General features: G+C 41.7%; 12 protein-coding genes. 11 read left to right on the top strand and 1 reads right to left on the bottom strand.

The features are described 5' to 3' along the window. Positions 1–2 precede the first annotated feature (2 nt). The 5 genes from BUB11_RS07595 (at position 3) to BUB11_RS07575 (ending at position 5,053) form a co-directional block, all read left to right on the top strand. Complete coding sequence (locus BUB11_RS07595) at positions 3–1,244, top strand: CpaE/TadZ family protein (RefSeq protein ID WP_073029094.1); 1,242 nt, start codon at positions 3–5, stop codon at positions 1,242–1,244. 13 nt (positions 1,245–1,257) lie between these two features. Further along, the gene (locus tag BUB11_RS07590) at positions 1,258–2,607 is read left to right on the top strand and encodes a TadA family conjugal transfer-associated ATPase (RefSeq protein ID WP_073029092.1); all 1,350 of its coding nucleotides are present in this window, start codon (positions 1,258–1,260) and stop codon (positions 2,605–2,607) included. Positions 2,608–2,643: 36 nt separating this feature from the next. Next, positions 2,644–3,603, top strand: coding sequence for a type II secretion system F family protein (locus BUB11_RS07585; RefSeq protein WP_084110205.1), 960 nt, complete (start codon positions 2,644–2,646; stop codon positions 3,601–3,603). Between the two features lie 63 nt (positions 3,604–3,666). Then, complete coding sequence (locus BUB11_RS07580; protein WP_073029090.1) at positions 3,667–4,578, top strand: type II secretion system F family protein; 912 nt, start codon at positions 3,667–3,669, stop codon at positions 4,576–4,578. Between the two features lie 103 nt (positions 4,579–4,681). Beyond that, the gene (locus BUB11_RS07575; RefSeq protein WP_073029089.1) at positions 4,682–5,053 is read left to right on the top strand and encodes a DUF192 domain-containing protein; all 372 of its coding nucleotides are present in this window, start codon (positions 4,682–4,684) and stop codon (positions 5,051–5,053) included. Positions 5,054–5,055: 2 nt separating this feature from the next. Here the strand turns inward: BUB11_RS07575 and BUB11_RS07570 are convergent, their stop codons facing one another. Beyond that, complete coding sequence (locus BUB11_RS07570) at positions 5,056–6,378, bottom strand: M18 family aminopeptidase (protein WP_073029087.1); 1,323 nt, start codon at positions 6,376–6,378, stop codon at positions 5,056–5,058. Between the two features lie 184 nt (positions 6,379–6,562). Here BUB11_RS07570 and BUB11_RS07565 point away from each other — a divergent pair, with 184 nt between their 5' ends. From BUB11_RS07565 to BUB11_RS07540, 6 genes are all read left to right on the top strand, one after another. Beyond that, positions 6,563–7,393: a GNAT family N-acetyltransferase gene (locus BUB11_RS07565; protein WP_345788574.1), complete on the top strand. Its 831-nt coding sequence runs from the start codon at positions 6,563–6,565 to the stop codon at positions 7,391–7,393. Positions 7,394–7,872: 479 nt separating this feature from the next. After that, complete coding sequence (locus tag BUB11_RS07560) at positions 7,873–8,454, top strand: flavodoxin family protein (protein WP_073029085.1); 582 nt, start codon at positions 7,873–7,875, stop codon at positions 8,452–8,454. Between the two features lie 90 nt (positions 8,455–8,544). Next, on the top strand, positions 8,545–9,429 hold the full coding sequence (locus BUB11_RS07555) for a DegV family protein (RefSeq protein ID WP_073029083.1): 885 nt from the start codon (positions 8,545–8,547) through the stop codon (positions 9,427–9,429). Between the two features lie 207 nt (positions 9,430–9,636). After that, entirely contained in the window at positions 9,637–11,379 is a 1,743-nt protein-coding gene (locus BUB11_RS07550; protein ID WP_073029081.1) for a phospho-sugar mutase, read from the top strand. Between the two features lie 227 nt (positions 11,380–11,606). Continuing rightward, the gene (locus BUB11_RS07545) at positions 11,607–12,536 is read left to right on the top strand and encodes a diacylglycerol/lipid kinase family protein (RefSeq protein WP_073029079.1); all 930 of its coding nucleotides are present in this window, start codon (positions 11,607–11,609) and stop codon (positions 12,534–12,536) included. Between the two features lie 344 nt (positions 12,537–12,880). Beyond that, positions 12,881–13,873, top strand: a complete 993-nt coding sequence (locus BUB11_RS07540) for a DnaJ C-terminal domain-containing protein (RefSeq protein WP_073029077.1) — start codon at positions 12,881–12,883, stop codon at positions 13,871–13,873. Position 13,874 lies beyond the last annotated feature (1 nt).

The raw sequence follows: 13,874 nt of genomic DNA, 5'->3' as shown, positions 1-13,874 counted from the left end.
CTGTGAGACGCATCAGTATCTTGATTGTTGACGATATCAGTGATACCCGGGACAGTATCCGGCGGCTTCTCCAGTTTGAAGATGATATTGAGGTCGTGGGTGATGTAGGGTCTGGCTCTGAAGCAATATTGTTTGCCGAAGCAAACAGGCCGGATATTATTTTGATGGATATTAACATGCCGGAAATGGACGGAATACGTACTACAGAGTTACTCGCCCACCGTGCTCCGGAATGCTCTGTCATTATTATGTCAGTACAAGGAGAACAGGCATATTTACGTCGAGCCATGATGGCTGGAGCACGAGAATATATTGTCAAGCCCTTTACTGGAGATGAGCTTTCCAGTGTTATTGCCAAGGTCTATGAGTTAGATCAACGGAAAAGAGATGTTTTGGGAGAACAGATAAAGGTGACTAACAGCCCTAAAACTAGAAACTGTGAAATAATCTCTTTCTTTAGTACAAAGGGCGGAGTAGGCAATACGACTTTGGCTACCAATCTTGCAGTACAATTAGCGAGTTCCGGCAAATGGCGAGTTCTTCTAATCGATCTAAACCTTCAGTTTGGAGATGTTGCGGTCTTTTTAAACTTAATTCCTAAACGATCGATAGCGGACTTAACCCAATCAGGCACTATCAAGTATTCTGAGATTCAGTCGTATTTCTTGACTCATTCTTCGGGGCTTCAAGTCTTAGCTGCCCCGACACGGCCAGAGTATGCAGAATTGGTCACTGCAGAGCATGTTGAACAGATTCTGTCTGAGGTGAAGGGAAAATTTGATTTTATTATCTGTGACAATATCAGTCGCTTTGATGATGTAAGTCTAGTAAGCTTCGATGCCTCAACGCAGATTTGGTTGGTGTTAGCAATGGATGTGCCGACACTTAAGAATGCAAAACTTAGCCTTGAAGTTATTGAGGGGCTTCATCATACCTCCAAAGTACAAGTTGTTCTTAATCGTTCCAGTAAAGAAATGGGAATGGATCCTCAAGATGTTGAAAAAAGCCTAAATATTAAAATTAGCTATGAAATTCCGAGTGATGGGAGAGCCCTGGTTGCTGCAGTAAATCAAGGGGTTCCTTTCGTGACGTCTCATCCACAAAGCAAGGCTTCAGAAGGAATTCGAAACATGGCAAGAAAACTTATTGCATTGCAAGATGTTGAAACCAAAAATGCTGTGAAAGAACAAGAATGCAAGAACAAAAATCCTTTAAAGGGACTGCGAAGGGTGTTCGGATTTTAAGGAGGCATGAAAAATGTCTTTGCTTAAACGCTTAGAAAAAGAGAAAGTACATATTCAAGAAGAACCTAGAAAAGAGCTCCGAACGGTTCGTCCCGTAGCGCAAATTGATCCTTGGCGTGAGTTTAAAAGTGCTGTTCATCATGAAGTCATACAAGCGCTGGACAAGAATAACTCTCAAGACCTTAATTCAGAGACGCTTCAACCAATGGTAGAACACACGCTTGATATTAGATCAGATGCCTTGGGGTTAACCCCTCCTCGAGCAGAACGTCAGCGTTTAGTGCGAGAGGTAATGGATGAAATTCTGGGTTTCGGACCAATTGAACCATTACTGCAAGACCCTGCCATTAATGAGATTATGGTTAACGGGCCTCATCAAGTATACGTTGAACGGAAAGGTAAACTTGAGTTGGCAAGAATCTCATTTTACGATGATGCGCATGTTTTGCATATTATTGAAAAGATCGTAGCGCCACTCGGTCGCCGTATAGATGAAAGTCAACCCATGGTCGATGCAAGATTACCGGACGGTTCCAGGGTGAATGCGATTATTCCGCCGTTAGCTTTGAATGGACCGGTTTTAACCATTCGAAAGTTCTCTAAAATTCCTTTTGGAATGGAAGATCTCATAGGCTTTGGGACCTTGACTGAGGAAATGGCCAAATTCATTGATGCCTGTGTTAAAGCGCGTTTGAATGTTATTGTATCCGGTGGGACGGGTTCGGGGAAAACAACGACGCTGGGAGTTATCTCAGCGTTTATTCCTGAAGATGAACGAATAATTACGATTGAAGATGCAGCAGAACTGCAGCTTCGCCAAACACATGTGGTCACACTGGAAACTCGTCCTGCGAACATTGAAGGTAAAGGAGCAGTTATGATAAGAGACCTTGTTCGCAACGCCTTGAGGATGAGACCGGAACGGATTATTGTGGGTGAAGTGCGAAGTGGGGAGGCCTTGGATATGCTGCAGGCTATGAATACCGGACACGATGGTTCACTAACTACCGGACACGCCAATACTCCGCGTGATATGCTTTCCCGTCTGGAAACGATGGTATTGATGGCGGGTATGGATCTGCCTGTCAGGGCGATTCGCGAACAAATTTCCAGTGCTATTGATGTCATTGTTCAGCAGAGTCGCTTGCGGGACGGCAGTCGAAAAATAACTCATATTACCGAAGTCCTGAGGATGGAGGGAGATGTGATTGTGTTACAGGACTTATTTCGTTTCGAGCAAACAGGAATTGATAAGCAAGGAAAGGTTCAAGGACATTTCCGGGCAACGGGGATACGACCCCATTTCATTGAGAAATTGATTGCTGCAGGACAGATTCTTCCGGATGATATTTTTTCAAATTAATTCGTATCCATAAGTCTCCGAGAAAGGAGGGTTTATATGGTTAATGCAATGTCCCAAACTATAATGTTCATTTCAGTAGTCGCTACATTTTCTGCAGTTTACCTCGGAATTCTTGGCCTAGCACGACGCGAAGAAACACTTGAAGTAAAGCTTCAACGTTTTACTGCGTTGCGTGCGCCTGTTACTATAGACACCGAAAAACGAGATTTAAAACGTTTGCTTGCCAGATTGGGTCGTCTAGCTCCACGTCGATGGAGTGAAGGGTTGGACATTGAACTTATTAGGGGTAATATTCCGATTAAAGGCGGGGAATTCCTAGTTCTCCAAGGGTTTTTAATTATTCTGTTTTTCCTTATTGGACTTGCACTGACCCAAAAAGCATACGGCGGAATTCTGTTTTCTGTCCTTGGTTGCTTACTTCCCCGACTATGGTTAAAATCAGCACAGAAAAAGAAACGTCGGCAATTTAATAATCAACTTGCAGATGCGTTGCTGGTTTTGGCTAACTCCCTGCGGGCGGGTTTTAGCCTCCTGCAAGCGATGGAGATGGTCAGCCAAGAAATGCCAAACCCTATTTCCGGAGAATTTCAACTTACTTTAAGAGAAATGACCTATGGTACTGCAACAGAAACAGCACTTATCCATTTATCTGACCGGGTCGGCAGTGATGTCTTAGATCTTCTTGTTACAGCCATGCTCATTCAACGCCAAGCGGGGGGGAATTTGGCAGAGGTGCTTCTAAATATTCATGCCACAATTCAGAATCGCTTGCGTATCAAACAAGAAATAAAGACGCTCACTGCCCAAGGACGAATGTCTGGATATATTATCGCTGCCTTGCCGTTTGGCATTGCAGCTGTTCTGAGTGTGCTCAATCCAGGCTATCTCTCCATACTTTTTACCAATAGGATCGGCTGGGCCATGCTTGCCGGAGGTCTTATCTCGCAATTTATTGGCTTCATAATTATCCGAAAAATTATTACGATCGAGGTCTGATACACGAGACACATTGAAGGGTATTTGTTAAATATTTGGTCAGGCGAGAAAAGGAGTGCCTTTATGTCATTACTTGTTATAGTTTTAAGTGTATTTGGCACAGTTTGTTTTACCATTATGGCGGTTTTTTCAAGAAACCAAGGAAAAGAGACACAAGAACGAATTTCGCGGGCTCTGGGACAGAAGGAGATTGCAGTTGAAGAGGACAGGCGATCGTTAAGTGAACGTGTACTGCGTCCTCTGCTTCATAAATTTGCCCGTCGTTTGACGGATTTGACGCCTCAACGACAACGTGAGCAAATGACAACTAAGCTTAGTGCAGCAGGTTTATCTAGTCAATGGGAAGAGGCTGAATGGAAAGGGTTACAATACGCAATTAGCATTTTACTCTGCCTAATATTTTTTGGGATATTTTCATTAATAAACACCCCATTTCTAACTAGGATAGAAATGGGGTTAATCGGATTTATAATTGGGTATATGCTTCCTGTTTATTGGTTGAAGGCTAAAGCTAAACAACGTCAAAATGAAATTGAAAAAACGTTGCCAGATATTCTGGATCTGCTCACAGTAAGTGTGGAAGCAGGTCTCGGATTTGATGCTGCCTTACTTAAAGTTGCAGAGAAACAAAAAGGAGTCCTTGCGGAAGAATTCCTGGGAGTACTTCAGGAAATCAAAATGGGGCGACCGCGCAGGGAGGCTTTACGAGACTTGGTAAAGCGTAATAAACCAGCTGAAGATCTCAACAATCTGATTGCTTCCTTGGTTCAAGCAGATCAACTAGGAATATCAATTGGTGGTGTTCTGCGCAATCAAGCCATACAAATCAGACAAAAACAGCGTCAACGTGTTGAAGAGAAAGCCCAAAAGGCTCCAGTGAAAATGATGATCCCTCTAGTGTTTTTTGTTTTTCCCACTATTTTTATCATTGTGATTGGACCGGCAGCAATTCAAATTATTGAGATGTTGAAATAACATAACCCCAGATATAGCTTACTGGGGCCATGCAGTAATCTCGATATAGACTCTTAGTTTTTTGAAATTTCTGGTGAGTACAAGGGGAAAGGAAAAGTCGGAGATGAAACTTGGAAAATTGCAGAACTTGAGGACAGGACAAACAGTTGCCAGACAACTTTTGATAGCCGATACATTTTGGAACCGTTTTCGCGGTCTTCTTGGCAGAACTTCTTTGCTTCCGGGGGAAGGGCTTTGGCTTAAGCCCTGTCAGCAAGTTCATATGATGGGGATGAAGTTCCCACTTTCTGTGTGGTTTTTGGATAAAACAGGACATGTGGTGGCAATTATTGATGACCTTAGACCGTGGAGAATATCTCCTTGCCTGCGTAATGCTGAAAGCATTATTGAATTCCCTGCCGGCTGGGGAAAAGAGACAAATACCCAGCTCGGAGATGAATTGATATGGAAAGACAACACAATAGAACAAACTTAAGCTTAAACTGATTCATAGAACGCACTAAAGACTTTTGCAGCAGCTAAGTGGTCTTTCACGCCCCCGAGTTCGCGTACAGAATGCATTGCTAAGATAGGGTTACCAATATCTACAGAACGAATATCGAGGTGTGTGCTGGATATCGGGCCAATGGTAGAGCCCCCTCGTTCATCAGAACGATTGACAAATTTCTGGACAGGTACATCTGCTAATTGGCAGAGGGCAGAAAATATTGCGGCAGATTCTGCATCGGTAGTGTAGCTCTGATTAGCACTAGTTTTAATCACTGGGCCGCCATTCAAGATAGGACGATTACTAGGATCATGCTTCTCACTGGCATTGGGGTGAAGCGCATGGGCCATATCAGCGGAAATAAGAAATGAATGCTCTAAGGCTTGGAAATATGCTTCTCGGTCTTTCTTTTGAGCAAGCAGGATTCGTTCCAGCACATGGGACAGAAGAGGAGAAGCCGCCCCCTGCTTCGAAGTGCTTCCACATTCCTCATGATCAAAACAGGCAAGGACCTGAGTGGACAATGATTGTTTTACCTTGGCAATGGCCCATATTCCTGCATGAATCATGGCCAGATCATCCAAACGCGCGCTTGATATAAACTCTTGTTGAAGCCCGACAAGACAACCCTTTTCAGCTTCATAAAGGAACAGGTCAAAGTCTATAATATCTTCAGGCAGACAATGCAGGCTTTCAGCAAGGTAATGAATTAAAAGATTTTCTTTATGTAAGTCTTTAGTAACTTGAGCTAATAAAGGCAGCATATCCTTCTGTTTATTTAATTCTAAACCTTCATTAACTTTGCGGTTCATATGAATTGCAAGATTAGGAATCACAAGCAAGGATCGATCACTATGAAAGAGTTTGGTTTGTGGAGAAAAGGGAGATTCTCCTCTTTGGATAATTCGACCAGCTAAAGAAAGAGGGCGGTCTAGCCAGGTATTAAGAATGGGACCTCCGTAGGTTTCAATATTCAATTTGAGATAATGACCTTCTACTGATATTTCAGGTAAGGTTTTAATTCGGAAAGCAGGGCTGTCTGTATGCGCTGCAATCAGGCGAAACCCGTGTTTTTCTGGCTCACCCAGGCCAAGCGAAAAGGCAATTAGAGCTGAATTGTTACGAGTTATGAAATATTTCCCACCTGGAGTCAAGGACCATTTCCCGTTAAGAGATAGCTCTTGAAATCCCTGAGGAGCGAGCAATTTCTTAACACTTTCCACGGCGTGAAAAGAAGATGGGCTTTCCTCAATAAAATCCAAGAGTTCATGAGCGAACGTTAGCTCGGCGTCATTAATAAATGAAGTTTTCATTACGTCGGACCACCTTTCAAATTTCTGTTGGTGATTCTTACTATAAGTAAATAGCAAGAGATAAGCAAATATTAATCACACTTCTAAAATATATTAGCTGGTATTCCTTAAGGTTGAAGGATATTTGACATAACATATAGAAAGTTAAATGACCATCTATTTATAAAAGAATTGTGGGATTAAATTGAAGATCAATATTAAAAATGTCAACGTAAAAACTCTTGAAGATTTTAACTTGCAAGAAATTACTGAGATGTGGAACCGCTGTTGGCTCGGGTATTATTATAATATGGCATATAAACAAGAACATATGAAAGCCTGGCTTGCTCTGAGTCAAGTTTCTTTGTCGCGTTCTGTTGCCATTTTTGTTGATAATCGTGTTGTAGGGTTTACCTTGCTGTCAATAGATAATAAAGATGGATGGATTGCTGGCACCTGTATAGATCCTGATTACCGACGAAATGGCCTTTTTACAGTCCTGTTGCGTTCTCAGTTGAATATGGCAAAAAGTATTTTTCTTAAACGGATTTACCTTGAAGTACTGGAACAGAATTATGCGAGAAAAATCTATCAGTCCGTCGGTTTTGTCGATGTGCGTCAGCTTAATGTTTATCGTGCTCAAAGCATCGCTGATTTTAACGATAAAATGCTTCAGATACATCCGGTTACACTTATTTCAGTAGACGAATACTTTCGAAATCGCAACCATGCTTTTTTTAATCCGGCTTGGCAACGAAGAGAGGGGTATCTCAGACGACATGGTAACCTTTTAGCTTACATTAATCAAACTAAAACTGCGGGTGCCTTGTTTGCAGAGGAAAAATCGGGTCTTTTGCTTGATGTTTGGAGTTCAAATTTAGCGGGAACAGAAGAAGTTCTTCCAACTATACTTCAATGGTCAGGCGCATCTTTCTCACTTACTAATCAACCAAATGATTGGATTTCCACCTTTCTCCGGGCTCATGGAATTAACCCTAGTGCCAAACAACAAGAAATGTGTATTGAACTGTCATAAACCGCATTCTCCGCACATAGGCTAATATAGTCCGGATGAAATGACGCAAAAGCGGGGTCATTTTGGTTCATTTTAAACGGCAGATGTAAACAATTATTATTTTTACGAAAAACTTGTAATTGCATCGAAGAAGGTATATAATTATCTAGTTACTCAGAAAATGAAAGGAAAGAATGCGTATGACGAAAAAAGAGCAGTTAATGATTAATGCAATTTTGGAGTCTGTTGGACTAGAACCCATTAAGTCTACTCAGACCCTAAGGCAAGTTCATGAAGAAGGATAAGTAGTTACAGAAAGGGAGCGGTATTTTGACCCAGATCCTAATCCTAAAGTGTAACCTAATGAGCTTAAACCCATTCGGAAAGAGCCAAATATAAAAGCGAGATTCTTAAATAATTAAGAACCTCGCTTTTATACTTGGATGAGTTATATTTTGTATATACGCGAGAAACCATAATTGATGGGAGAGAAAATATATATGTCATTATCTGTACTTGGAATCGCCTGCAGTCCACGACGCAACGGTAATACGACGAAATTGCTGTTAGAGGCAATTAGAACTGCCCAGGACGAGGGTCATAGCACGGAGTTGGTTTATCTTTCTGACCTAAAGATCAATCCTTGCCAAGGATGTGGTGCTTGCTCTGCCAAAGGAATTTGTGTAATAAATGACGATATCCTAAAGCTTCAAGAGAGGTTGATTCACTCCGACCGATTCATTCTAGCCGCACCAATCTATTTTATGGGGGTCAATGCTCAAACTAAAACAATGATTGATCGAATGCAAACATTTTGGGTGCGCAAATACCTTCTTAATCAAACGCTACTAAATCCAGCTGGACCTGACCGAATCGGACTTTTTATTTCTACGGCGGGAACACGTCTCCCAAATGTATTTGAGTGTGCCGAGCGATCCATAAAAACGTTTTTTCATATGTTAGATATTCAATATTCTCAAGCTTGCTTATATAGTGGAGTCGATAAAGTCGGAGATATTGAAGCATCTCCGGCTTCATTGGAAGAAGTGCGTAAAGCTACCCAAGCTCTTTTGATATCCTAATATTACAAAAACTTTCTAGTCGAATTGTTGACTATTATGATATACTAATTATTATAATATTATAGTTTTGATGGAAAGGAACTATGCCTCATGCGAGAAACTTCAATACCTTTAAGCGTCCCAAAAATTGCAATTGTTACAGACAGTACAAGTGATCTAGGCTCAGATATGACTAAGGAGTTTGGGATTGAGATTCTTCCTTTGCACGTTGTGTATAAAGATCGAGAGTATCTCGATGGGGTCAGTATCAGTCCAAATGAGGTATATGACAATATGGATATTGAAGTTCCCACAACATCATTACCTTCTCCAGCAGAAATCTCTAATTTGTTTGACCGACTAAGAGAGGAGAAGTTTACTCATGTTCTCACAATGCACATATCAAGTGGTTTAAGCGGTACTTATGAAACTGTATGTCAGGTAGCCAAAGATTATAAGGAAATGGAAATTGAAGTCTTGGATTCTAAAGCGCTTTCCATGGGCCTCGGTTTTCCAGTTCTCCAAGCGGCTCGCGAGCTTCGCAAATCTATTGATTTTCAGGCCGTACTCAAGGTAGCTAAGAAAGTTTCTGAGCAGACTAAGCTATATTTTGTCTTATCTACATTGGAGTATCTAAAACGGGGTGGCCGTATCGGATACGTTTCAGGTACCATAGGAGAGCTTCTTAACATAAAACCAATAATCTCTATAAATTCAGAAGGAAAATATATTACATATTCGAAAGTCCGCGGCAGAGACCAATCACTCAAAAAATTATACGATATACTCATTGAAAGTACTCAGGATGGACAATATAATGTGGCTATTGTACATGGCGGAGCAGAGCAGGAAGCTCGTAAGCTGTGGCAAAATGCTAAAGAACTTCCAAATATTAAAGAATTGTTGTTCAATCAGATCAGTCCGGTCATGGGGGTCCATACAGGACCCGGACTTGTTGGTGTTATAATTTCTCCAGTACTTACAGCTCAGTCTTAGACTGGGCTTATTTCTTTTTTACTTAGCGTTTGCAGAGGAAAAGGGCACTCGTTTCAACAAGTGCCTTACCCGCTATAATAATTTGTTAAATTTAACAAGGGTATGCTATACTCACTTAAAAGGGAAGATTATCCAATGAGGCAACCCCTGCGAAGTCTTAAAAGCCTAATTATATTGATAATACAACTATATGGGAGGTTTGTCAGGGTGAGTATTCAAGATCGCTATCGCTTATGGACGGAAGACCCCTATTTTGATGAAGAAACACGACAAGAGCTAAGAGAAATCACCGATCCACAAGAAATTGAGGACCGTTTTTATACGGATCTAGAATTCGGCACAGGTGGGTTAAGAGGTATAATTGGCGCGGGCACAAATCGCATGAACAAATATGTTGTTCGAAAAGTAACCCAGGGGTTGGCTGAATGTGTTTGTGATCATGGGCAAGAAGGAATGCGGCGAGGGGTCGTGATTGCTTACGACTCACGCAGGTATTCACCTGAATTCGCTCTCGAGGCTGCCCTGGTGCTTGCCAAGAACGGAATCAAAGTATATCTTTTTGATGCACTTCGTCCCACGCCGGAACTCTCCTTTACGGTCCGCCATTTGCGTGCTTTGGCGGGTATTGTTGTGACAGCGAGTCACAACCCTAAAATCTACAATGGGTACAAAGTATATTGGGATGATGGAGGACAGGTGCCTCCTGTAAAAGCAGATCAAATTCTTGCCCGCATAGAAGCCCGTGAGAGCTGGTTGGGAATCGAACCTCTATCCCTTGAAGAAGCTAAGCGATGTGGACTGCTTCAAATAATTGGAGAAGAAATTGATAAACCCTATCTTGCTCGTGTCGGGAAATTGGCACTGTACCCAGATCTCGATAAGCAAAAAGGGAAGGAACTCAGTATCGTCTATACGCCGCTGCACGGAGCGGGAAATATCTTAGTCCGAAGGGCTTTGTCTGAACTCGGTTTCAGTTCGGTCAATGTTGTTCTCGAACAAGAGCATCCTGATCCGGAATTCACAACCGTCCCGTATCCCAATCCGGAAATTCCGGCAACGTTTGAACTTGCTCGAAAATATGGAAATGCTGTGAAAGCAGATCTTCTTCTAGCTACAGATCCTGATGCGGATCGGTTGGGGGTGGCCTTACGTACTCCTCAAGGGGACTATATACAGCTTACAGGGAATCAAATCGGAATACTGTTAACATACTATATCCTATCTCAGAAAAAGGCTTTAGGAACCCTTCCTGATAATGCAACGATTATTAAAACTGTTGCCTCAACTGATTTGGCAGATGAAGTTGCCAGATATTTTAATGTTCAAGTTGAAAATGTTTTGACAGGGTTTAAATTCATTGCCGAAAAGGAAATGGAAATGGAGGAGGGCGGTTGGGGAACCTTCGAATTTGGCTTTGAAGAAAGTTACGGATATTTAGCGGGGGATTTTGTCCGGGATAAAGATGGAATTATCGCTTCTGTCATCTTAGCTGAAGCTGCCCTCTATTATCAGCAGATTGAAGGACGCAATTTCTTTGCTGTTCTCGAACGCATCTATCAACAATTTGGATATTACCTTGATGACCAAGAGTCCCTTGCCCTAGAAGGGAAACTTGGAAAAGAAGAGATGGCTTTAATTATGGATTCACTCCGTCAAGAAGAGATTCATGAATTGTGTGGGATTTCCATCGAAAGATTTGACGACTACGAACTGCGCATAGGCAAAAACTTTGAAACAGGACAAACATATCCTCTCAAACTTCCTCGGTCAAATGTATTAAGGTATTCTTTTGAGGGTGGAGGATTTGTGATGGTGCGACCCTCTGGTACGGAACCCAAAATTAAATTTTACTTCTCAGTGAAAGCTGATACCTTAGCTGGGGCAGAAGATTTTCTTCGCAAAGTGAAAGAAGATGTCATGCAACGTATCAATCAAATACGTGCTGTCTAAACAAACAAATTTAAATAGCTGTCTTATTGGCCCTTCCGATAACATATAAAGAACACTCTTAGCGAGAATTGCGATGAAGGGTAAAATAACGAAGAGGATTTTTTGTTCTAAACGTCGAATTCTCTCGAGATAAGGCATATATAAGCATTTTTTTAACGCTAATACTAGTCAGAAAGTATAATCTGACTGTACATTATATATGTGTCTGCCAAAAGGGAGTTTTCTTAATGCAAATAAGTAACTACTGGTTCGCTGTTGTAAATCCGCATTCATCCAATGGCAGTACTCTTAAACGATGGCCTCATTATTTGAAACGACTGCGAGAAGAAGGATATACTATCGACTTCATTTATACGTCTGGACCTGGAGATGCAATTCATATCACCCAAAAAGCCTTGAAAGAAGGGTTTGCTCGTATCATTTCTGTTGGGGGAGACGGGACTATGAATGAAGTAGTTAATGGATTCTTCTCAAATAATCAGCTGATTAACCCGCAGGCAGAGCTAGCCGTTTTTTCACATGGTACTGGATGCGACTTTATTCGCACCTTACAAATTCCTAAAGGAATTGAGGGTTTTATCGGTATTCTGAAACAAGGTCGAAAACGAAAAATCGATGTCGGGGAAGTCCTCTTTCATGATAATTATGGACAGCAGATCCACCGTTATTTCCTTAACGTTGCAGACGTTGGTTTAGGTGGGGAGACAGTTGCTCGCGTCAATCAGCAAAGTAAGTTGCTTGGAGGTAAACTATCTTTTCTTATTGGATCAGTAGTAAGCATACTTCGTTACAGTAATAAAGTTATGAGCTGTGAAATCGATGGAAAATTAATCTGTAATGGTCGCCTCAACAGTATTATGGTAACAAACGGTCGTTATATTGGTGGTGGAATGATGATCGCACCGCATGCAGAGCTTGATGATGGTCTTTTTGATATAGTATTTTTAGGAGACTTTTCACCCTGGACTATTTTACGGCATATACCAAAGATCTATAGGGGCACTCATCTTTCGATCCCTGGGGTTAGCGTGCTGCGCGGTCGCTCCGTAGCCATCACTTCTGCTGAAAGAATTCTGCTGGATATTGATGGGGAGCAACCCGGTCGAGGACCTATCCAGCTTAAAGTTATTCCTCGTATTCTTCATTTATGGGGTTAAATGATTTGCTGGCTCTAAAACCTGCCTGAAAATTACATTGAGTGCATCCGCTTATTTCAGAGATAGGCTTCATAAAAATTCTATGAAGCCTATCTCTGTTTCAACTGCAAACTCTATAGGGTTAAAAAATGTATTTTAATGAGTAAAACAGTTAATGTTTAAAGGTCAATATTGGTCAAATAAATGTCTGACCAATATTGACCTTTAAATGAAAATAGACTATAATTTTTATAACAAGGAAAAATACTCTAAATTATTAAGATTATTTTAGAATGTAAAAATCCAGGGAATAGTTACTCTATATAAACTAATGCTGACTAAAGGTAGTGTAATGAGGTGAAAGTATGGATTTTAAAGACTATTATGAAAGCTTAGGTGTTTCAGCCGATGCCGATGAAAAAACCATTAAGAAAACTTATCAGAAACTAGCTAAAAAGTATCATCCGGATGTTAATCCCGGAGATAAAGTTGCTGAAGAGAAATTTAAAGAGGCTACGGAGGCATATCAAGCAATTAGTGATCCTGAAAAACGACGTAAATACGATGAGTTGCGTCAAGACTATCAACAATGGAAAGCCCGAGGAGGACGCGGGGATTATAATTGGGATCGTTGGCAATCGAATCCCAGTGGAGGGAGCGGAGGGCATACCTATACCATGTCCCCGGAAGATTTTGCGGAAATGTTTGGTGCCTCGGGTAAAACCGGTGGATTTAATTTTGGAGGAGAAGGATACTCTGACTTCTTCTCAACTCTCTTTGGAGGAGTTGGAGGACCAGGTCGAGGATTTGGCGGAGGGCCCGCTGCTGGGCGTCCCCGTCAAGGCCAGGATCTTGAAGTTGAAGTTCAAGTAACTTTGGAGGAGTCTTATAGTGGTACAACGAGAGTCATTCGAACAGGTGAAAAGCAAATTGAGGCTAAGATCCCAAAAGGGGTACGGACCGGTTCTAAGGTACGGCTTTCAGGTCAAGGCAGTCCGGGAATTTCGGGCGGACCAGCTGGGAACCTCTATTTAATCATAACGGTTAACCCGCATTCCTATTTCCTTCGCGATGGAGATGACTTAAGGGCCGAGATCCCGGTTGATTTTTATAGAGCGGTTTTAGGCGGAGAAGTCAGTGTCAAAACTTTTAGCGGTGAAGTCTTGCTGAAAATTCCGCCTCTTTCCCAAAACGGAAAGAAATTTCGCCTGAAGGGCAAAGGTATGCCGAATTTAGAAAAGCCTGCTCAACAGGGGGATCTTTTTGTAGAAGTTTCGATTAGGTTACCCGAAAATATGAGTGATTCTGAAATTTCGGCTCTGCGTGACCTGGCAGATAAACGAGGAGTTGTTCTGTAGT

This window comes from Desulfosporosinus lacus DSM 15449 (assembly GCF_900129935.1).
In the GTDB taxonomy this organism is placed as follows: domain Bacteria; phylum Bacillota; class Desulfitobacteriia; order Desulfitobacteriales; family Desulfitobacteriaceae; genus Desulfosporosinus; species Desulfosporosinus lacus.
Note: the sequence above shows the minus strand (reverse complement) of the source record. Positions and strands in the feature narration are given on the sequence as shown.

Bases quoted from the DNA above. Each gene is read 5' to 3' on its own strand.
- BUB11_RS07590 (WP_073029092.1), top strand. From the start codon at position 1,258: ATGTCTTTGCTTAAACGCTTAGAAAAAGAGAAAGTACATATTCAAGAA.
- BUB11_RS07585 (WP_084110205.1), top strand. From the start codon at position 2,644: ATGGTTAATGCAATGTCCCAAACTATAATGTTCATTTCAGTAGTCGCT.
- BUB11_RS07580 (WP_073029090.1), top strand. From the start codon at position 3,667: ATGTCATTACTTGTTATAGTTTTAAGTGTATTTGGCACAGTTTGTTTT.
- BUB11_RS07575 (WP_073029089.1), top strand. From the start codon at position 4,682: ATGAAACTTGGAAAATTGCAGAACTTGAGGACAGGACAAACAGTTGCC.
- BUB11_RS07570 (WP_073029087.1), bottom strand. From the start codon at position 6,378: ATGAAAACTTCATTTATTAATGACGCCGAGCTAACGTTCGCTCATGAA.
- BUB11_RS07560 (WP_073029085.1), top strand. From the start codon at position 7,873: ATGTCATTATCTGTACTTGGAATCGCCTGCAGTCCACGACGCAACGGT.
- BUB11_RS07555 (WP_073029083.1), top strand. From the start codon at position 8,545: ATGCGAGAAACTTCAATACCTTTAAGCGTCCCAAAAATTGCAATTGTT.
- BUB11_RS07545 (WP_073029079.1), top strand. From the start codon at position 11,607: ATGCAAATAAGTAACTACTGGTTCGCTGTTGTAAATCCGCATTCATCC.
- BUB11_RS07540 (WP_073029077.1), top strand. From the start codon at position 12,881: ATGGATTTTAAAGACTATTATGAAAGCTTAGGTGTTTCAGCCGATGCC.